The organism is Gloeocapsa sp. DLM2.Bin57 (genome assembly GCA_007693955.1).
GTDB lineage: Bacteria > Cyanobacteriota > Cyanobacteriia > Cyanobacteriales > Gloeocapsaceae > Gloeocapsa.
This window is the reverse complement of record RECR01000065.1, coordinates 45,953-66,867: the sequence shown is the minus strand read 5'-3', so window position 1 is coordinate 66,867 and position 20,915 is coordinate 45,953. Positions and strand designations below refer to the sequence as shown.

Below are 20,915 nucleotides of genomic sequence, written 5' to 3'. Positions count from 1 at the left end.
AAGAAGCCTACAGCGTAATCTTTGATTCGGTGTAGGAGTATGTCACCCCGAGACTGTCAATTACTTAACCTAACTAAATGAGTTTAACTTTTCAACAAAGACTTAATCAAGCTCAATTAACTCGCCCAATGTGGTTATTATGGCTACTATCGGCGGGTTTAATCGCTTTAGATGGGTTTGATTTCTTTATTATTGGTGTGGCGCTTCCTTTGATTGAAAAGGATTTTGGCATTAATGCTAGTCAAACTGGTGCTTTAGCGGTAGCGGCGATCGCAGGCTCTTTGCTTGGCTCTCTGACTCTCGGTGCAATTACTGATAAAATAGGACGTCAGTTAATGCTGATTATCGATATCGGTATTTTCCTGGTTGCGTCTTTGGGAACTGCTTTAGCTTGGAATATTACTTCGTTAATCGCTTTTCGTTTTTTGGTGGGGATAGCGATTGGTGCTGATTATCCCATTAGTGTAGCCTATATCACGGAAAATGTCCCCGAACGCTTGAGGGGAAAAATGGTGATCAGCGCTTTTAGTTTCCAAGCGGTGGGAGCATTATTAGGCGCTTTGGTAGGTATTGCTGTAATTTGGAGTTTTGGTAAAATTTATCCCAATCCTGAGCCTTTATTACATTATGGTTGGCGTTGGATGTTGGGAGTAGGTTTATTATTAGCTATCTTAGTAGCGATATTGCGTTTTCAGTTTCTCTTAGAGAGTCCTAGTTATTATATCACGCGGGGTGAATATGGGCAAGCTTCCCAAGCTGCTTCTATTTTACTGAATGAGTCGATAGAAATTACTCCCGAAAGCGATCCGATTGAGACTAAATCTCCTCTTAATTACAGTGCTTTATTTAGTGCTGATTATCGTCGTCAAACTTTATTAGTGACTATTCCTTGGTTTTTACAGGATATCGCTACCTATGGAATTGGTATTTTTACACCAGTTATTATTACTGTTTTGGCTTTTGCTGAGCAGACAGATTTGAGTACACAAACGATTAATGGTGCGATTGGTTCAGCTTTTGTGGATTTATTTCTGATTCTGGGGTTTATTTTGGCGATCGCTTTTGTCGATATTTTGGGGCGTATTCCTCTACAGATTATCGGTTTTTTGGGTATGGCGTTAGGATTGGCTATCTTGGCGATCGCTAGTTTAAGTGCTACGGTGAATATCTGGTTAGTCTTTACGGGTTTTATTATTTTTAACCTGTTGATGAATGCGGGTCCTAATTCCACTACTTTTTTACTGTCAGGGGAAGTTTTCCCTACTGCTATTCGCGCTAGTGGTGCGGGTTTAGCTGCGGCGATCGCTAAAGCGGGAGCGATTTTAGGTACTTATACTATCCCTGTGCTGAAAGAGTCTCTCGGTGTAAGTAATTTATTATTGATTCTCTCTGTTATCTGTATTTTGGCTGCTGTATTAACTTATCTTTTTGCTCATCCTGAATTAGGTATAGCGCTACGCACAAGGCAAGAGGCAAGAGATGCAAGAGAGAGGGGAGTAGAGAGAGGGGAGTAGGGAGAGGGGAAGCATGTTATATAGAAACAATAAAACCGTTCCACCATTCCACCGTTCTACCTAACTCCTAAATTAGCTTTTTCTTTTCCATTTGATCTAATTGTAAACAATGATTTATTAGTAACGATTGTTACATAACCTTGACATTTTCTTTGTTAATCTGAAACCTAATTAAAGTTTACTTATAAAAAATAGGGTTGAGAGAAATTTGATATCAATTCTAATTGTAGAAGGAAATCCTCATCTGCGCTCGCTCCTAGGATGGCATCTACAGCAAGCGGGTTATCTAATACATCACTGTGCAACTATTCAACAAGCAAGACAATTTTTAACTAATAGTCAACCAACCTTGACCATTTTAGACTCAGATTTACCTGATGGGGATGGCATAGAATTCTGTAATTGGCTATACCAGGAAGAAAAGTCACTAATCTTGATTTTATCAGCACGTATTAACGAAAAAGATATAGTTAAAGGTTTAAGAGCAGGAGCAGATGATTATCTGCGTAAACCCTTTGGGATGCAAGAATTTACCGCTAGGGTAGAAGCTTTAATTAGACGTCAACGCGCCAATAATGCTCCTTTAGCTCTAGAATACGGCTTATTAAAAATCGATTTAGTACATCGCAGTGTAGAATTTCAAGGAGAATTAGTAGAATTAACCCCCCAAGAATTTAGTTTACTCTATGTACTCGCTCAAGCTCAAGGTAATGCACTAAGTCGCTCAGAATTACTACAAAGAGCCTGGCCCGATGCGATCGATAATCCACGCACCATTGATACTCATGTACTCTCTTTGCGTAAAAAAATCGAAATTGACCCCCGACAACCTAGTATTATTCAAACAGTGCGTAACGTGGGTTATCGTTTTAATCCTGATGCGATTAACCTACAAGCGATGATTCAACCTAATTTCTCTTCAGTAACTTGACTCTAGTTAGGTTATCCTGAGCTAAGATTAATTAGCTTTTCAAGGAAGAAAAATATGGCTGAACAAATAGAATTGAAGCTGCGCGTGCTTCATGAGCTTTTGTACGAGGTTAGTAATTTCCCCGACTTGATTACCCCCTATACTAATTTTGTTCGCTCACTCCGAGAGCGTTATCATCCTGTGGGTGTTAAAGATATTCGTCAAGCTCAATTAAATTCGGGTTTACAATGTTATGTAGATTTAGGCGATCGCCTCGGAGCAGATATCTACTATAGTTATTATCAAGAATATTTTGACTCTCAATTATTACTGAGCTTAATTCATCGGAAAGCTACAGTTTTAGATATTGGCGCTAATTTCGGTTACTATAGTCTGATTGCTGCTACTAAGCTAACTGAAGCTGGTATGGTTATCGCTTTTGAACCTAATCCTTATGCTTATGAGCTTTTACAAGAAAATATCACCCTTAATCATTTAAATAATATCATACAGGCTCATCAAATTTGTTTAGGTGGGATGGAGGGTGAAACAGATTTTTATCTGACTGAAGAATCTTCTTTTAGTGGTATTGGTGCTACGGGAAGAGCGAAAATCAAAGAGAAAATCACTATACCTATTTATCCTCTCGATGCTTTTTTAAGCAAATTAGAGATATCTTCTGTTGATGTGGTTAAAATCGATGTGGAAGGTTATGAATTCGCTGTTTTAGCAGGTGCTTTACAAACTTTAGCTAATTCTCCTGATTGTGTCATTATGTTAGAGGTTTCCGCCAAAAATCTCAATCAAGAGCGTCGCGATGCTTTAATTAAGGTATTAGATACTCTTTACACTCAGGGTATGGGGGGTTGGTTAATTACTGCTGAAGGGTTAACCCCCCTACAAAATCCCCTCAGAATCGATAAAATTGGCGCGGTGAATCTGTTTTTAACTTATACTAATTCACCACGCACTCAAGAATTACAAGATAATTATCAAGAATTGCGTCGCTGTGCTTTTCAAGGTATCGCACCGGAATTGCTTCTCTCTCCCGAAAAACTTTTAGATCGTAATCTTAAAGATCCTCTCGGATACGCACAATTACATAGTGCTCTACTTAACGCTTGTTTACGCGATCGCCATTCTACTATTGCAGCTCAACAAGAGGAAATTTACCAGCTTAAAAACCAGATTTCTCGCTTGGAAGCTCAAAAACAGTATCTAGAAACTTCCTCTCTCTCTAGTTTGATTTTACGCAAAATTAAGCAGAAATTAAGCTGATTTTAACCCTGCTCTTTGTAGTGTATCTACTGCTTGCTCTAATCCAATTACTAGTCTTTGACGGGAATGAATTGCATATTGTTTACCAAATTGAGCGGGAGTAAAGTTAATATTTAATAAATTTGCTCCTGCATTTATTCCCATTAATTTCCCATCTAATTTTAATTGTTCTAAAGCATTTGCTGAGGTAATTAGACTCTTTTTCAACCCTAAACGATAAATAGCAATTGTATTTAAAACTAAGTTTATTTCTTCTTGGCTATTATAGTCATTAACAAATGGTACACAATTAATCACACTGGGTTGAATTTCTAGGGTTAATAAAATATCTTCTGCTATATTTTCTAGGGTTTGTCCAGGTAATCCTACTATATTTCCTGTTTCAACTTTTAACCCCAATTGTTGTAAGAAATTCAGACAACGTAGTCTTTGTCTTAGGGGAGTTTGGAAAACGTTAGCTGCTAAAATGGGGTTAGATGTGCCAAAATCTAGCGCAAATGAGTTTACTCCTAGTTTAGCGTATTTTTGATAAACTTCTTTATTTCTCTCTCCTAGAGATAATATTATGTTTAAATTTAGTTCGTTTTTGATAACTGGAATAACTTCTTCTAAAAGACTATTCCATTCTAGGTTATGTCTTGATTGTAAAACAATTGTATCTAAATTGGCTGCTTTTATTTGTTTAGCGATCGCTATAATCGCTTGATGATCTAGATAATAGCAATTTCTGTCCTCACTATCGGTAGAAATATCGATGATACCCCGCATTTTTACTTGATCTAATCTGATTTCCCTGGCTCTTTTAAATAAATCTTGTTGTAACTTTCCTTGGGCTTTTAAAAGTTCGATAATTTCTCTTTTTGTTAAGTATTTCAGATCATAAACTTCTTCTGTTTTAACTAATTTCATTGTTCTTCTCTCTAGTTTTTTTTATGATTTGATGTGAATTTTACTTGAGTTATGCTCTCAAGTGATTTTGTCAATAACTTATTCTTATACTTAAGATTATACCCTAGTTTAACCTTGGGTAAACTTAAGTAAACTCTGTCTGATTCAAGACAGATACAGGTGTTTGAGGGGGATAAAATAGCATTTTAAACTATCTTCCCTGTCAATAAGTGATTTTAACCATCAACAAAGATGATTGACAGCCCACAACTAGGCTGAGATTAATAATCAATAGTTAGGTAGTTAAATAACTTTCATTATTTAAGTTATAATAACATAAAAATCTTAGTTAATCTTGATTATAAAGAAAAAGTTAACATAAATTTAATAGCAACTATTATAATAGTATTATAAGTACAGTAGTAGAACAAGGAGATAGCAAATATGTCTCAGACTTGGACTTGTGATGGAGAGCCAAAAAATAATCAGAATTATCCCAATTGCTCCGGACCTCATCCTCCTCATGAGAATTATGGGGATGTTTGTGTAATCTGTGGTTTACCAAAAGAAGCGATGTCACCAGGGAAAACTGTAGTACCAACCCAAATAGTTAATCCTGGAAAGACAGCTAAGATTAACTGGCTAATTCCTGGAGCAATAGCAGCAATAGTATTGATGATAGGAGGAATTGGCTGGTTTTTACTCAGACCAAAACCCCCTAGCTTAGAACCAGTGACAACAGGAAATGGGGGAAATGTAGAAACACCAACAGGAAATGGGGGAAATGTACAAACACCAACAGGAAATGGAGGAGGTGTACAACCAACACCAAATACAAGTACAGCTAATTTAATCAGTCAAGGGAATAGAATCTTATTAGCAGATAATCCTGAAAAAAGTGCAGGAGCTACAGCCTTTGCACAACAAAATTGGTCAGAAGCGATCGCCGCTTATCAACAAGCAGTAGATAGTAACCCCAATGATCCAGAAAGTCAAATCTATCTCAACAACGCTAAAGCTAGGCAACAAGGAACACCCATAACTATAGCAGCGGTTGTCCCGATTGCTAGTAGTCCCGATTCAGCTCAAGAGATTTTACGGGGAATAGCGCAATATCAATCAGAATTCAACCAAAATCAAGGAAGTAGGTTATTAGAGGTAGTAGTAGTTGACCAAAACCCAGGGGATCGAAGTATAGCATCACCCCTAGCCCAAGCCTTAATAGATAATCCCGATATACTAGCAGTAATCGGTTATGGAGCTGATTTAAGTAGTAAATTAGCAATGCAAACCTACGAATCATCTCAACTAGCGGTATTATCTCCTGTCAATACTAAAATAGAGGGAACCAACCTCAGATTAATCTCTCTCAATCAAGCAGAAGATAAATTAGTCGAAGACTATCTCAATTCTGTAGCCCAAACTCTGTTAGAATATGCCCAAACCCAAAAAACTACCCCAAAAGTAGTTATCTTCTATAATTCCAGTAGCGACTATAGTAACAATCTCAAAGATTCACTAATCGCTACTTTACCTCAAGTCAATGGGGAATTAGTAGAAGCGATCGATATTGATGATCCTGGTTTTAACCCTGGTCAAGCTATTAATCAAGCCGGTCAAAATCAAGCTAATACCGTTATCCTCGCTTTAAGTAAGGATAGAATCACAGAAGCAATTGATATCGCTGATAATAATCAAAATCAGATGCTGTTACTCGGTGGAGATGAGATGTATAATCCACAAATTCTGGTACAAGGACAAGATAAAATTAGTAATCTGGTTTTAGCTGTACCCTGGAGTTCTACCCCTGGTGATACCTTTGCTCAAGAAGCTTTACAATTATGGAGAGGAAAGGTAAGCTGGAGAACCAAAACAGCCTATGACGCGACTAAAATATTAACAGAGTCAGTCAGTCAAAATCCTAATCGTGGTGATATCTACCAATCTTTACAACAAGGGATTACTATAGCTGATGGCTCAATCAATTTAAGTATCTTTGGTGAAGTACCCTTAGTTAAAGCTACACCAGGAAATCATGGACCTGCAGGAGCTACTCATGGTTTTACAGCACTATAAAATATCATGACTAGTTATCTTCGTCCCCTAACTCGCTATCCCCTGTTTCAAATTCCCTGTATCTTTTTGCTGATATTTTTACTTACCACTCTCTTAGTTTGGTTTCTCGGTATCGGGAGACCAACAGTAGCAGTGGCGATCGCCCTAGATTTGAATCCGAGTACTTATCCACAATCACAGTTTAACGCACCAGGATCAGTACTCAATCAAGAAATTCTCGCGGTATCCGCTTATCTAGAGAAAAATAACTCAGGAATTCTGCAACGACCAAATTTAGTGACCATTATCGGATTTGCTAGTATTCCTAGACAATTAACTACGGGATTTAAAGACGATAGTCAATTACTAACTCAAGAGTTAAATCAAACTTTAGCTAATCCTAGCTTAATTAGGGATTTAGGAGGAGGAACTGACCTAGATTTAGCCATTCGAGAGGGAATCAGGTTATTAAATACGATAGACGATCGCTGTCGGGAATTATTATTAGTCACCGATGGTATAGCTAGTATTGCTCCTGAAACTATAGCCCAAGCTAGAGATAACCGAATTAGAATCCATGCGATCGTCATTGGAGATGAAGCAGAAGATATCAGAATGACTTCTCTGTTAACAGGAGGAGTTTATTTATCTGTACCCCTAGAAGCTGATTTAGAAAAGTTATTTACTAACAGGTTTTTTAACGAGTTTAATAATAATTGGCGTTGGGTTTTATTATGTTTAGGTTTAACCTGGATGGCTCTGATGTGGACATTAGTAATGCCTTTAGATCGGTGGATTTTCCAGGGATTATTCAAGTTACCTTTAAATTTTGCAGGGCGTTTAGCCTTGAGTAACGCTTTATTTTGGACTTTCGCTACTCCTGGTATATTGATTGGTATTTATCGATTGTTGGATTTAGCTTTACCTTTTACAGGTAGTTGTTAATTTACTTTAGTATGAGTTCGGAGAAACGGAGTTCGGAGTTAAAAGGAACAGGGAAATGAAGAATGAAGAATTAATTCGCTCATTCTAAATTCAGAATTACTCCTTCTACTATCGGTGCTGCGCTTTGCAGTACTCCGAACTTCTTATGCCGACTTCTCCCTCACTTTCTCGTTAAAACGATTATTTGTCTAGTTTGTAGTGATCGCACTATCTCTAAATTCAGTTGGGGAAGTTCTCCTAAAAGTTCTCCTACTGTACTGGGTTTAGCGGTACAATTCTCTAAAAACTGGTACTCTAACTCGCATAGTTGTACGTATTGATAATCATAGTTAAATAAACTCTGACCAGGCCAACCATCTAAACAAGGATTGAGTTCTACTATTGCTTCAACTAATTGTTGATCATCTGACCAGTTTAGTTTAACTAGGGGAGGACGAGCTAGGAAAAATTCATAATGAGATATTTCTGGATCTAGTAATTCGATTAAACGATAACGTTGGCGATCGCTTAATTGTTCTCCTCGTTTGATTAACTCTTCGGAAGTTCCTAATAACCTCTCTAAATTCCAATAACTAGGGTTAGAAAAGCCCACAAATTCTAAACCTGAAGCGTCAATCAAATTAAACAAGGTTTCGATATTGTAGTCAACTTCCACAGGATGCAGATACATATCAGCAAAACAAGCATCTCGTTGATTTTCCAAAGCCCAACGTTGTTGTTCTCGTATAACTAAGGGGTTATCAGAGGGTAGATTAGCGAATATTTCCCGACCTATTTTGACTCCTTCGCGATAATCTTCGCGGTTATCTCCCTGTAACAAAGCGATCGCCTGCTGCATTAATTGTATTTCTCTACGTCCTAATTCTGAGTAAACGAAAATGTGCATTATCCCACCTGGGGCTAATTTTTTACTCAAAGCTTCAATACCCGCTACGGGATTGGGGAGATGATGTAAAACCCCGACACAGTTAATCAATTCAAATTCTCCCTCTATTTCGGCAGCATCTTCGAGTTTTAAGCGTTGAAAGCGGAGTTTATCACCGTATTTAGCTGCTATTCCCGACTTTTGGGTTCTTTCTCTAGCTACAGCTAAGGCTTGTTCACTCAAATCAATCCCCAATACTTGGGCTTCGGGGTTGAGATGGATTAAATACTCTGTACTAGAACCTGTACCACAACCAGCATCGAGAATACGAATATCTTGACGTGGAGGTTTTGCTCCTGTACAAAAATTATAAGCTGCTATCCAATTCCAGCGCCAATTATACCCTGGAGGTGGTTCAGACAGGAGAGGATCGGGAGGAAAAGGATAAGTATTGTATAGTTTAGCGACTTTTTCTGACATTTTTCTGTTAAGCATACAGCGATCGCTTATTATAAACTTTAAGCCTTAACGCCGAAAAACTTTGTTTGACATAATTCTTAACAATAAGCCTCAGAATGTCAGAAAAGATTTAATCTAGATGCTGACATAAAAATCAAACATAGACTTTGACAACAAAAGTCACCCCCAAAGGAAAAGGTAAAAAAATTTAAGTATCTATTCAAGGGAGAATCAAAAACGCATGAGTGTAAAAGCTAGTGGCGGAAGTTCCGTAGCCTCACCCCAACTATACCAAACTGTACCAGTATCAGCTATTTCTCAAGCCGAACAACAAGATCGTTTCTTAGAAAATAGCGAACTCAACGAATTAACTACCTATTTTGCATCTGGTAGCAAACGTCTAGAAATCGCCGAAACAATTACTGAAAACTCGGATCTAATCGTCTCGCGAGCAGCTAACCGCATTTTTGTAGGTGGTTCTCCCATGGCTTTCCTAGAAAAACCACCTGTAGAAGAAGCCCCCCAAATGGCGATGGCGGGAGTAGGAGCAACTACAGAATTAAAAGAAGGAATGAAATTAGGCACTGTTACTTACGCTGAAAGTAGTAGCGGTGGCGGTGGTTTATTCAGTGGATTACGTTCTCTATTAAGTACTACAAATACTGGAGCAACTCCTCCTGGATTTCGTCCTATTAATATTGCTCGTTATGGTCCTGGCAATATGCAAAAATCCTTACGGGATTTATCCTGGTTTTTGCGCTACGTAACCTATGCAATTGTAGCGGGAGATCCTAACATTCTCGTGGTTAACGTCAGAGGATTAAGGGAAGTAATCGAGAACGCTTGTTCTACAGACGCTACCATTGTGGCTTTACAAACCATGAAAGCCTGTTCTGTAGAATACTTCAGAAGAGATGATGAAGCCAAAAGCATTATCAACCAATATTTTGACGTCTTAATTAGCGAGTTCAAAGCACCTACCCCCTCTAATAAATTACGCCAAAGATCTAAGAGCGATCAACAGGGCTTAGAATTACCCCAGAGCTATTATAACGCTGCTCAAAAACGCCAAAAGTTCGTAATGAAACCAGGACTTTCAGCTTTAGAAAAACAAGCAGTAGTTAAAGCAGCTTATCGCCAAATCTTTGAAAGAGATATTACCAAAGCTTACAGTCAATCGATTTCTTATCTAGAATCTCAAGTTAAAAACGGCGATATCTCTATGAAAGAGTTTGTCCGTCGTTTAGGTAAATCTCCTCTCTATCGTCAACAATTTTTTGAGCCATATATCAATAGTCGTGCTCTAGAATTAGCTTTCCGTCACTTTTTGGGACGTGGACCTAGTTCTCGTGAAGAAGTACAACAATACTTTGCGATCGTTTCAGAAGGAGGTTTAGCAGCTTTAATCGACGCTTTAGTAGATTCTCAAGAATACTCCGATTATTTTGGAGAAGAAACTGTCCCCTATCTTCGTGGTTTGGGTCAAGAAGCTCAAGAATGTCGTAACTGGGGGATGCAGCAAGACTTGTTTAACTATAGCGCCCCCTTCCGCAAAGTTCCCCAATTTATTACCACCTTTGCTAAATACGATCGCCCCTTACCAGATCAACACGTTTACGGTTCAGGTAATGACCCCCTAGAGATTCAATTTGGCGCTATTTTCCCCAAAGAAACTAGTAACCCCGATACTCGTCCTGCACCATTCAACAAAGATACTAAACGGATTTTAATCAATCGTGGTCCCGGTATCTATAACCAGAATAGCAACCCCAAAGCCAGAGGTTTAAATCCTGGTTCATTAGGTCCTAAAGTTTTCCGTCTCTCGACTTTACCTAATAGTGGAGGGAGTAATGGTACTAGCGTCAAAGCGACAGAAGTCTCTACTCAAAAGGTAATCGAAGCTGCTTACCGTCAAGTGTTTGGACGTCTTCTCTATGAAGGTCAACGTCTCTCAGTTGCCGAAATTCGCTTAGAAAATGGTGATATTCCTGTACGAGAATTTATCCGTATCTTAGCTAAGTCGGAAGTCTTCCGCAGTATGTATTGGTCTTCTCTCTACATCACCAAAGCGATCGAATATATCCACCGTCGTTTATTGGGTCGTCCTACCTATGGTCGTCAAGAGATTAATAGTTACTTTGATATCTGTGCCAGAAAAGGTTTCTACGCTCTCGTAGATGCGATTATCGACAGTCCTGAGTACAACGAAGCTTTTGGGGAAGATACTGTACCTTATGAGCGCTATTTAACCCCTGCAGGCTTACAATTACGTCAGTTAAGACCTGGTAGTCTTGGTCTGGATGTAGGTGTTAAAGTTGAACCCGAAACAACTCCCCGCTTTATCGAATTGGGTGCGGTTACCGAGGTTCGCTCTGACAATGACATTCAAAACCGCATTAAACAAGGTGTTAGCACTCAACGTGAACAGAGCAAAGTCTTTAAACTGACTAATCTACAGGATCAGGTAGCTTTCAAAAATCTAGTTATGGCGGCTTATCGTCAGATCTTTGAGCGGGATATCGAACCTTACTTAGTTAAAGAACAATTCACTAATCTAGAAAGTAAGTTACGCAACGGTGAAATAACCGTGAGAGAGTTTATTACTGCTTTAGGTTGTTCTGAACTATATATCAAAGAGTTCTATACTCCCTTCCCTAATACCAAGGTAATTGAACTAGGCACAAAACATTTTCTCGGACGTGCTCCACTCAATCAGCGCGAAATTCAGAAGTATAACCAGATTTTAGCTTCCCAAGGAATTCGTGCTTTCATCAATGCCATGGTTAATAGCATGGAGTATCTGCAAGTGTTTGGTGAGGATACTGTCCCCTATCGACGTTTCCCTACTTTACCCGCGGCTAATTTCCCCAATACCGAAAGACTGTACAATCAATTGACTAAGCAAAACGACGAGATTGTTGTACCTAGCTTTAAACCAGTCCCAACCAAAATGTAGTAACTAAACCTACCTACTCATAATCTCCTAGTCAGTTTAACTAGACTGGGAGATTTTTCTGTTTACCTTCATTTACATTTATATAATTGTTACAGTGTATTTTACTGTTTCTGAAAAATATGTTAAAAAATGTTAAGAGATCATAGCAAAGATGGACATAATATCGCAAAATGATTGCGATGAGGTTTTTTTGAGTCCCGCCAAATTGGTGAAAAATAAGTAACCAATCTAGGGTATAGTTGACTAACTAACTCAAAGATCTTGTTGATATAACAACCAGTTTTAATCACTCTGGTTTGATTTTTAAGTTAAATCTCTTTTTTACGGAGGAATTTATCCATGAGTATCGTCACGAAGTCAATCGTGAATGCTGATGCTGAAGCTCGCTATCTCAGCCCCGGTGAACTAGATAGAATCAAAGCATTTGTAACAGGTGGTGAAAGCCGTTTACGCATCGCCCAAACTTTAACCGAATCTCGCGAAAGAATCATTAGACAAGCAGGCGATCAACTATTCCAAAAACGTCCTGATGTAGTTTCTCCTGGTGGAAACGCTTACGGCGAAGAAATGACCGCTACCTGTCTTCGTGATATGGACTACTACCTACGTCTTATTACTTATGGTATCGTAGCAGGAGATGTAACTCCTATCGAAGAAATCGGCTTAGTAGGTGTTCGTGAAATGTACAAATCTCTAGGTACTCCTATTGAAGCGGTAGCTCAAAGTGTACGTGAGATGAAAGATGTAGCGATCGGTCAAATGTCCGCTGACGACGCATCAGAAGCGGGAGCATACTTTGACTACGTTATTGGAGCTATGCAGTAATTTACACTGGTCCAATCAACTCTTTACCTAAGCAAAACCTTCAAATTAGGAGAAAATCATGCAAGACGCTATTACCTCTGTTATTAACAGTGCTGACGTACAAGGTAAATACCTTGATTCCACAGCTCTAGATAAGCTAAAAAGCTATTTCCAAACTGGTCAATTACGAGTTCGTGCTGCTAGCGTAATCAGCGCTAATGCTGCTACCATCGTTAAAGAAGCTGTAGCTAAATCTTTACTATACTCTGATGTGACTCGTCCCGGTGGCAATATGTACACCACTCGTCGTTACGCAGCTTGTATCCGCGACTTAGATTACTATCTACGTTACGCTACCTACGCTATGTTAGCAGGAGATCCTTCTATCCTAGATGAGCGCGTACTCAATGGTTTAAAAGAAACCTATAACTCTTTAGGTGTACCTATCTCTTCTACCGTGCAAGCTATCCAAGCGATGAAAGAAGTAACCGCTAGCTTAGTAGGTCCTGATGCTGGTAAAGAAATGGGCGTTTACTTTGATTACATCAGCTCTGGCTTAAGCTAGAAGCTTGAGACGTAACTCGCTCTTTCTCGATTAAGATAGAGGGTCGGGAAGTCTAAAGTGAGTGCTAGCTCTTGAAAAGCTTAGTCTTTGCTTATGAAGATGAGTTTTGTAGATCTGGTATTTAGGTTAGACTCCCGACCTTTGTTTTATCTCTACATAAAAAATAACCATATCAACAAGGAGAAAAACCACCATGCGTATGTTTAAGGTAACCGCTTGTGTTCCAAGTCAAACCAGAATCCGTACTCAAAGAGAGTTACAAAATACTTATTTTACTAAGCTCGTTCCCTATGAGAATTGGTTCACTGAACAACAAAGAATTATGAAAATGGGCGGTAAAATTGTTAAAGTTGAACTGGCAACTGGTAAACCAGGCACTAATACTGGACTTTTATAAGTTAGGGTTGAGGGTGGGAGTTGCTACCCTCTATCTCTATAGATTGAATCCAACCTAAAGCGGTAGGTTGTTGGTAGATTTTTTTTAAAGTATTAATATCCCTAGGGGAAATACCCGAAAACTGCTGAGATTGAGCGTAAAATAAAGCGTCAGTAGCTACTTGACTGTGTCCCCAAATACCTAAAGCGTGTCCTAATTCATGGGTAAGAGTGGCAATAACTGCTTGCTGATTTTGTCCTGGATTAATCTCGATGAGCATACGATGAGAGAGAATACCTTGGTTAAGATAGAGTTTATATGTAGTAAGACCTGCTCTAGCTCGGGTAATCTCTAATAAACCTGTATGGGGGTTACGCTCAATTTTAGGACTAGGAGGCGATCGCTTAATGATAATATCGGCTTCTGATTCCTCTTCTATTTGAGTTAGGGGTAAATATTCTCCCCAAGAAGCGATCGCCTGAACAACTCCTTCATTCCAGAGGTCATTTCCCCCTTCTAGATAAACTCTGACGGGAAATTGTGACCAGATTAAATATTCGACAACGGGAATAACTTTAACCTCTTCAAAATAATCCCCCTGGTTTGAATCAATCACCCATGCTCCCAGAGTAGGGGGTAAAGCATGAACCCCAAGGGTCGGGTATTCCTTCCCTTGAACCATTAATTTACTCAAACTCGCCACCAACAAGCTAGTACTGATGAGCAATACTAGCCAGTGGGTTACTCTGATAATTAACGTAGCCAACCTGCGCTCAAAATAATGCTTAAACTAATGAATATAGCAGCTAAAACCCAGGTAATGCGGTTAAGACTAGTTTCGGCACTTTTAGCACTAGTAAACAATTGTGCTTGTCCTCCAATTCCACCGATACCATCTCCTTTAGGACTGTGTAGTAAGACCATGACTATCAGCAATAGGGCTGAAATAGCCCAGATAATTTGAACGAGTTGTTCTGCTTGCATTGTTTTTGCTTATCCTTAATTTTGGGGTAATTATTTTTTTAGTTTACCCTTGCTTTTTCAAAAAAGCTATGTTATTCTGATAAAGGTGTGCAGATAAAGGGTCGCTAGCTCAGCGGTAGAGCACTCGGCTTTTAACCGATCGGCCCTGGGTTCGATCCCCAGGCGACCCATTTAATAAGTTAGCAACTAGTCTAACTGTTCCCAGTTGCGGGGTTTCCAGTTCCCTTGGAAAGTGGCGCTATATCGTAAGGTTGTGATTCTATCTCCCTGATAATCGCTAAACTATGTTGTAAAGCTACCAAGCGATCGCCCAACCAATTCTGAGGAGGGATAAGGTTACTAATCCCCAAACTTTCTAAACGGCGTTTAACCTTACCACCTGCGCCAACGATAAACACCTGACGACCATTATCTACGGCTTCACCAACAGCATTTTCAATCGCTAAAGAAGAAGTTACACCCAATAGAGGAACTTCGCTTAAATCTAAAATCAAGACGTCATACTGATTAATAGCGTTATGTTGACGAGAGATCGCTTTAGCTACTCCAAAAATCATCGGACCACTCAAATGGAATAAAAGAATACGACCTTTAGCTACATTGAGTATTTGTCTTTCTTCAGGAGTTAAGACAATCTCATCATCAGCATCAGTAATAGTTTTAACCGATTTAGAGCGCAATTCTGAGAGTTTATCGATGGTTAACACGTTAGCGATAAATACACCTACACCCACAGCAGCGATTAAATCCACAAAGACAGTCAAACCAATTACACCATAGACAATAGCCGCTGCTTTCCAAGAGATACGGTGGACTCTTTTCAGAAATTGCCAATCCATAATATTGATACCAACCTTAAAAGCGATACCCGCTAAGACTGCTAGAGGAATACTCGCCGTTAAAGGTGCAGCCCAAAGCACTACCACCAACAAGATTAAAGAACGTGATATACCAGATAAAGCGGTACGTCCACCAGATTGAATATTAACTACCGTACCCATAGTAGCACCAGCACCGGCGATACCACCAAACAAACCAGAAGCTATGTTACCCAAACCTTGACCGATTAACTCTTTATCAGAATTATGCTCAGTACGAGTCAAACTATCAGCTACTACTGAGGTTAACAAAGCATCGATACAACCTAGCATTCCTAAAACTAGAGCATCAACAACCATCAGTCTAAACTGACTAGCACCAAAAGTAGGTACTTGTAGAGAGGGCCAACCAGTAGGAATCTCCCCAATACGACGGATATCTACGTTACTGAAAAATAATAAAGAAACCGCTGTACCAATGATTAAAGCTACTAATTGGGGTGGGACAAATTTCTTGAATTTAGCCGGCATAAAAAACAGGATACCCAAAGTCATTAAAGCTAATCCCGTCTCTACTGGATTAATGTTCGCTATTAAATTAGGTAAATTCTGCAGAGTTCCTATTACCCCACCCTTAGGGCTAGCTTGTCCTAAAAAAGGTGCTGTTTGTAGTATAATAAGTATGACACCAATACCCGTCATAAACCCTGAAATAACGGTATAGGGCATCATCGTGATGTATTTACCCAACCGTAACAAGCCAAACAACACCTGAAATAATCCCGCTAGCATGACTACTGTGAAAGCCATCGCCATACCTTTCTCAGGAGTTTCTGCTGTTAGGGTTAACTCAGCAATAATCGCTGTCATTACCACTGTCATTGGTCCTGTGGGTTCAGAAATTAGCGTCGGTGTTCCCCCAAATAGGGCTGCAAAAAAGCCTACTAACACCGCACCCCATAAACCTGCACCCGCACCCGCACCACTAGCTACCCCGAAGGCTAAAGCCATGGGTAAAGCTACTACCGCTGCTGTGATTCCGCCAAATATATCACCCTTGATGTTTCTAAAGTGTATTAAATTGGTTATCTGCATCTTGTTTTCCCTAAAGATAAGTAAAAATTATCTGTTTGATATTTGTTTAATATCAGCATTTGTCTATGAAGATAATATTAAACATTGATTAAATTCTATGTTAAAAATCATATATTAAAACTTAAATTATTAAAAGACTATTAACATTTAAATTTTAAATTAAATAATTAGTTTTTTTTATATTACAAAGCAAGAGTTATTTAAAACCGTCGAAATTATTGCTATACTGGCTCTATCTACGATTCAATCAAGCTTTTTTTATGATATGGAAAATTCTGCATTAGATCATGTTCTTGTGGTGGAACGTGAAGGAAGTAGTACAGTTTTTATGCTGAATAATGAATCATTTTCGATTGGGAGACATTCTTCTAATTCCTTGGTAATCAAATCAAGGGTTATCTCTCGTTGTCACGCAACAATTTTACCGATTAAGTCTTATGATGAAGAAGTTACCTCTTTTTGGATTATTGACGGTAACGAACAGGGTATTGTCAGTACTAATGGTTTTACTGTTAATAGTGAACCCTGTTTAATGCACCAATTAAAACCAGGAGATCAAATAGATTTCCCTGATGGCACAAAAATTACTTATCAGGTTAAAGACAGATTTGAGGAAGAAGATAATAGCGATGATTTAGCCCCCACAGGCAATCTTTTACAACCAGATAAACAACCAGTAAATAATCAATTACCAGTTAAAACTACCTACGCAGATTTTTTCCCATCTTCTCGTTTAGATACAAGAATCTATGTACAAAACATAAATATGCTGTGTCTGTTGTTAGAAAAAGAATTAGAGATGGTGAGAGCTAAAAATACTATTTTATCTCTTATTTTTATTTACTATAACTCTAAAAAAATGCAGCAAATATCCCCAAAAAGTTATAATAAAATTTTAAGACTATATCAATTAATTGTTAATCAGAAAATTACTAACCCTTATGATTTTATCCTCTCATTTAATGATTTAGAAATAGCCGTTTTACATAACTGTAACCAAAAACAGGTTGCTGAATTAGCCCAAAATATAGCTATAGATATCTATATGACCTCTAAAAAGATTAACTTTTCTGAAACAGAGAATGTGATCACGGGAGCTTATAGTCAAGTACCACAAACCGAACGTAACGGTAAAGTTTTAATCGAAAGAGTCAATCAATTGTTAACAGAAAAAACTGATGGTAACTTATTTATTAATTTGAATTTATTAAGAATTTAATTCTGTAGTTGTTTTCATGGCCATAACGCAAGATGAGTTCGGTATTAGGTATTAGGTGTTATTCCCTAATGCGCGAATTAATTATTTTTTCGCACATTCTACATTCCCCTCTCCCTACTGTTATAAACTTCGTCGAACTGAGGTTAAAGCAACTAAAATAATTAACAAAAACCCCAGTAAATCAGTGCCTAGATGTTGATTAAATAGTAAAAAAGTAGCCACAAATAATAATAATCTTTCTAGCCAATTACTGGGGTTGAGAAAATAACCTTGAGTTGCAGCAGCAAAAGCAAACATCGCAATCATAGCAGTAATAAATACCCAAACTCCCTCCCACCAATTATCAACACCGATTAATAATAACTTACTATTAAAAATAAACAAAAAAGGTAAAATAGCCGTGCGCAAATCATAGATAAAACCCTGAATACCAGTAGCAATAGGATTACTACGAGCGATCGCCGCCGCAGCGTAAGCAGCTAAACCCACTGGAGGAGTATCATCAGCTAAGATACCAAAGAAAAAGACGAATAAATGAGCACCTAATAGAGGGATATTAAAATTAAACTGTTCAGCTAGTTGGACAATTACAGGAGCAGTTAAACTAGCCATAACGATATAATTAGCAGTAGTAGGTAAACCCAAACCCAAAATTAAACTAGCAATAGCAGTAACCACTAAAACTAATAAAAACTGTAGATAATTGCTAAAAACTTCAGGATTACCCCCCAACAAATTAACCACAGGTAAAACCAACCAGACGATACCCTGAGTTAACCAAGCGCTAAGAAAATCGATAATTTCGGTTAAGCGTAAACCCAAACCAGTTAAATTAACAATCCCCACAATAATTCCTGCCGTAGCAACAGCTACTGCGATACCAATCATATTGCGCGCACCCGATTCCAAACCCATAATTAGGGTATTGATAGTCTTACTCAGAGATAATTTAACAGACTCAGAATTTCTAAGGGAGATTAACAGAGATTTGATTAGTTGTAAACCAGCTACTAAGGCGATCGCATACATCACCGCGCCACCAGGGCTAAAACCTCTAATGACAATACCCCACATTAAAAAAGCCAGAGGAATCAGGTTATCAACACCCTGGAAAAAAGTTTCACGACGAGGAGGTAATTCAGAACGAGGTAAACCCCGTAAACCCAATTTCAGAGCCTCTAGATGTACAATATAAAATAATGCTAAATAAGAAATAATTGCTGGTATAAAAGCCGCCCGAACGATCGCAAAATAAGGTTGACCCGTAAATTCAGCCATAATAAAAGCAGCAGCCCCCATCACAGGGGGCATCAATTGACCATTAGTAGATACAGCCACCTCTGTAGCAGCAGCTTTAATCGCTGGATATCCCGATCGCTTCATCAAAGGGATAGTAAAAGTTCCCGTCGTCACCACATTAGCTAGAGACGAACCAGAGACTAAACCAGTTAACCCCGAAGCCACTACCGCCGCTTTAGCAGGTCCACCCCTAAACACACCCAAAAAAGCTGTAGCCACATCAACGAAATACTTACCCGCACCAACTTTATCTAACAGAGAGCCAAATAATACGTAGAGAAAGACAAATTGAGTAGAAACCCCCAAAGCTACTCCAAACACTCCCTCAGTAGTGATATACATTTGACTGACAATCCGTTTGAGATTATAACCCCGATGGGCGATCAGTTCAGGTAGAGTAATGGGAATCATTCCCCGTGGACCTGTTAAAGCGTATAATAAAAAGATTACAGCAATAATAGCTAAAGCAGGTCCTAAAGTACGACGAGTAGCTTCTAGAAGTAATATTAAAAAAACCGTACCGATAATTACCTCTCTATCCAAAGGGAGACCAAAACGCTGTTGAATACCTAGATAGTCAATCACCAGATAGAGACTAGTGAAACCTGCTGTTATAGCTAATAGATAGTCATACCAGGGAATTTTGCTTAAATTGCTCCTTTTGTGGCAAGGAAACAGTAGAAAAGTGAGTACTAAAGCAAAGGTGATATGGATAGCACGAGATCGCGTAGCATCTAACACCCAGAAACTAGCGATCGCCAATTGAAAAAGCGACCAACCTACAGCCAGACACACAATAACCCATTTCATCACACCATCGGGGTTACGTGAGCCTGTTTCTGTTTCCGCTACCAAACGTTCAGCTTCAGTTGTCCCGCTATTTTCTACCATGCTATTCTAACAATCCCGCCTCTTGGTAAGCCTTAATAGCACCAGGATGAAGGGGGGCGCCAATCCCTTGGATAAAGTCTTCTGGAGTGAGATTAGCTAAAGCAGGATGGGTAGCTTGAAAAGTCTCCAGGTTATCGAGGATAGCTTTAACGATTTTATAAACATCCTCATCAGGTACATCAGTACTAGTAACGAATAAAGCTTTGACACCAAAGAGGGTTAAATCCTGATCTTGTCCTTGATAAGTTCCCGCGGGAACTGTGGCATAACTATAATAGGGATATTGTTCGATTAATTCTTGTAATTCGGGATCATTTAACTCTACTAGATTAACATCAGCCGTAGTAGTGATATCTTGAATCGCAGCTGCACCAATACCTACTACGTAGAAAAAACAATCAATTCGACCATCTCTAAGGTAATCTGGTGCTTCAGCAGCTCTGAGATACTCTGCTTGGACATCTTGTTCACTCATGCCAAAGACTGTTAACATAGCTTGGACGGTATTTAATTGACCTGAACCTGGATTACCGAGATTGACTTTTTTTCCTGCTATATCGCGAAAGCTATTGACTCCTGCGCTACGATTACAGACTAGGTGCATTGGCTCGGGATGAAGTCCTATAACTGTGCGCAATTTTATTACAGGATTGCCCTCAAAAGCTTCCTGACCATTATAAGCTTGATAGACTACATCAGACTGTGCTACCGCTAGATCTAATTCTTGAGCATTAATCGCTTCAACGTTAAATACCGAACCTCCTGTAGATTCAACCGTTAAGCGTAAACCTACTTGAGCATCATTAACAATTTTAGCCGTAGCGCCACCCACTGGATAATATACCCCAGTTACTCCACCTGTCCCAATAGTGTAGAATTCTTGAGCGAGACTTTGATAACCAGGGATAACAGCGGCGATCGCCCCCACAACACCTAACCACAGTGATTTTTTCAACATAATTTCTCCTCACACAGTAAAATATCAATACAGGTT

The 20,915-nt window shown here is 38.9% G+C and carries 17 protein-coding genes and 1 tRNA gene; 11 read left to right on the top strand and 7 right to left on the bottom strand.

Annotation, left to right across the window (positions count from 1 at the left end; translation table 11 throughout):
* Window positions 1–77 precede the first annotated feature (77 nt).
* The 3 genes from EA365_07740 (at window position 78) to EA365_07730 (ending at window position 3,702) form a co-directional block, all read left to right on the top strand.
* Complete coding sequence (locus EA365_07740) at window positions 78–1,514, top strand: MFS transporter (GenBank protein TVQ45550.1); 1,437 nt, start codon at window positions 78–80, stop codon at window positions 1,512–1,514.
* A 184-nt stretch (window positions 1,515–1,698) separates the two neighbouring features.
* Window positions 1,699–2,445, top strand: a complete 747-nt coding sequence (locus EA365_07735; protein ID TVQ45549.1) for a DNA-binding response regulator — start codon at window positions 1,699–1,701, stop codon at window positions 2,443–2,445.
* Window positions 2,446–2,499: 54 nt separating this feature from the next.
* Window positions 2,500–3,702, top strand: coding sequence for an FkbM family methyltransferase (locus EA365_07730; protein ID TVQ45548.1), 1,203 nt, complete (start codon window positions 2,500–2,502; stop codon window positions 3,700–3,702).
* Here EA365_07730 and EA365_07725 read toward each other — a convergent pair.
* Complete coding sequence (locus tag EA365_07725; protein ID TVQ45547.1) at window positions 3,694–4,611, bottom strand: [FeFe] hydrogenase H-cluster radical SAM maturase HydE; 918 nt, start codon at window positions 4,609–4,611, stop codon at window positions 3,694–3,696. The genes EA365_07730 and EA365_07725 overlap by 9 nt on opposite strands.
* Before the next feature lie 423 nt (window positions 4,612–5,034).
* On the opposite strand from EA365_07725, the gene EA365_07720 reads away from it, so the two are divergent.
* Together EA365_07720 and EA365_07715 are read left to right on the top strand one after the other, a co-directional pair.
* On the top strand, window positions 5,035–6,666 hold the full coding sequence (locus tag EA365_07720; protein ID TVQ45546.1) for a branched-chain amino acid ABC transporter substrate-binding protein: 1,632 nt from the start codon (window positions 5,035–5,037) through the stop codon (window positions 6,664–6,666).
* 6 nt (window positions 6,667–6,672) lie between these two features.
* A complete protein-coding gene (locus EA365_07715) occupies window positions 6,673–7,590 on the top strand; it encodes a VWA domain-containing protein (protein TVQ45545.1) in 918 nt (305 codons plus the stop codon).
* A 160-nt stretch (window positions 7,591–7,750) separates the two neighbouring features.
* Here the strand turns inward: EA365_07715 and EA365_07710 are convergent, their stop codons facing one another.
* Window positions 7,751–8,950 carry a class I SAM-dependent methyltransferase gene (locus EA365_07710; GenBank protein TVQ45544.1) on the bottom strand — a complete coding sequence of 400 codons (1,200 nt, stop codon included), beginning with the start codon at window positions 8,948–8,950 and terminating at the stop codon, window positions 7,751–7,753.
* A gap of 205 nt (window positions 8,951–9,155) precedes the next feature.
* Between EA365_07710 and EA365_07705 the strand changes: the two genes are divergently transcribed.
* The 4 genes from EA365_07705 to EA365_07690 all read left to right on the top strand — a co-directional run bounded on the left by EA365_07705 (window position 9,156) and on the right by EA365_07690 (window position 13,636).
* Entirely contained in the window at window positions 9,156–11,870 is a 2,715-nt protein-coding gene (locus EA365_07705; GenBank protein ID TVQ45543.1) for a photosystem I reaction center subunit X, read from the top strand.
* Between the two features lie 339 nt (window positions 11,871–12,209).
* Window positions 12,210–12,695, top strand: a complete 486-nt coding sequence (locus EA365_07700) for an allophycocyanin (GenBank protein ID TVQ45542.1) — start codon at window positions 12,210–12,212, stop codon at window positions 12,693–12,695.
* A gap of 58 nt (window positions 12,696–12,753) precedes the next feature.
* Window positions 12,754–13,239, top strand: a complete 486-nt coding sequence (apcB, locus tag EA365_07695; GenBank protein ID TVQ45541.1) for an allophycocyanin subunit beta — start codon at window positions 12,754–12,756, stop codon at window positions 13,237–13,239.
* A gap of 193 nt (window positions 13,240–13,432) precedes the next feature.
* Window positions 13,433–13,636, top strand: coding sequence for a photosystem I reaction center subunit XII (locus tag EA365_07690; GenBank protein TVQ45540.1), 204 nt, complete (start codon window positions 13,433–13,435; stop codon window positions 13,634–13,636).
* 1 nt (window position 13,637) lies between these two features.
* On the opposite strand, the gene EA365_07685 is transcribed toward EA365_07690, so the two are convergent.
* Window positions 13,638–14,297: a peptidase gene (locus EA365_07685; protein TVQ45539.1), complete on the bottom strand. Its 660-nt coding sequence runs from the start codon at window positions 14,295–14,297 to the stop codon at window positions 13,638–13,640.
* 71 nt (window positions 14,298–14,368) lie between these two features.
* Window positions 14,369–14,599: a preprotein translocase subunit SecG gene (gene secG, locus EA365_07680; GenBank protein ID TVQ45538.1), complete on the bottom strand. Its 231-nt coding sequence runs from the start codon at window positions 14,597–14,599 to the stop codon at window positions 14,369–14,371.
* A 98-nt stretch (window positions 14,600–14,697) separates the two neighbouring features.
* On the opposite strand from secG, the gene EA365_07675 reads away from it, so the two are divergent.
* Window positions 14,698–14,769: transfer RNA gene (locus EA365_07675), tRNA-Lys, on the top strand.
* Between the two features lie 21 nt (window positions 14,770–14,790).
* Here EA365_07675 and EA365_07670 read toward each other — a convergent pair.
* Window positions 14,791–16,512 (bottom strand): SulP family inorganic anion transporter, encoded by a 1,722-nt coding sequence (locus EA365_07670; protein TVQ45537.1) that lies wholly within the window; start codon window positions 16,510–16,512, stop codon window positions 14,791–14,793.
* Window positions 16,513–16,777: 265 nt separating this feature from the next.
* Here EA365_07670 and EA365_07665 point away from each other — a divergent pair, with 265 nt between their 5' ends.
* Window positions 16,778–17,731 (top strand): FHA domain-containing protein, encoded by a 954-nt coding sequence (locus tag EA365_07665; protein ID TVQ45536.1) that lies wholly within the window; start codon window positions 16,778–16,780, stop codon window positions 17,729–17,731.
* Between the two features lie 120 nt (window positions 17,732–17,851).
* Here EA365_07665 and EA365_07660 read toward each other — a convergent pair whose 3' ends face one another.
* Window positions 17,852–19,921: a TRAP transporter permease gene (locus tag EA365_07660; protein ID TVQ45535.1), complete on the bottom strand. Its 2,070-nt coding sequence runs from the start codon at window positions 19,919–19,921 to the stop codon at window positions 17,852–17,854.
* A gap of 1 nt (window position 19,922) precedes the next feature.
* Window positions 19,923–20,879: a TAXI family TRAP transporter solute-binding subunit gene (locus EA365_07655; GenBank protein TVQ45534.1), complete on the bottom strand. Its 957-nt coding sequence runs from the start codon at window positions 20,877–20,879 to the stop codon at window positions 19,923–19,925.
* Between the last annotated feature and the right edge of the window lie 36 nt (window positions 20,880–20,915).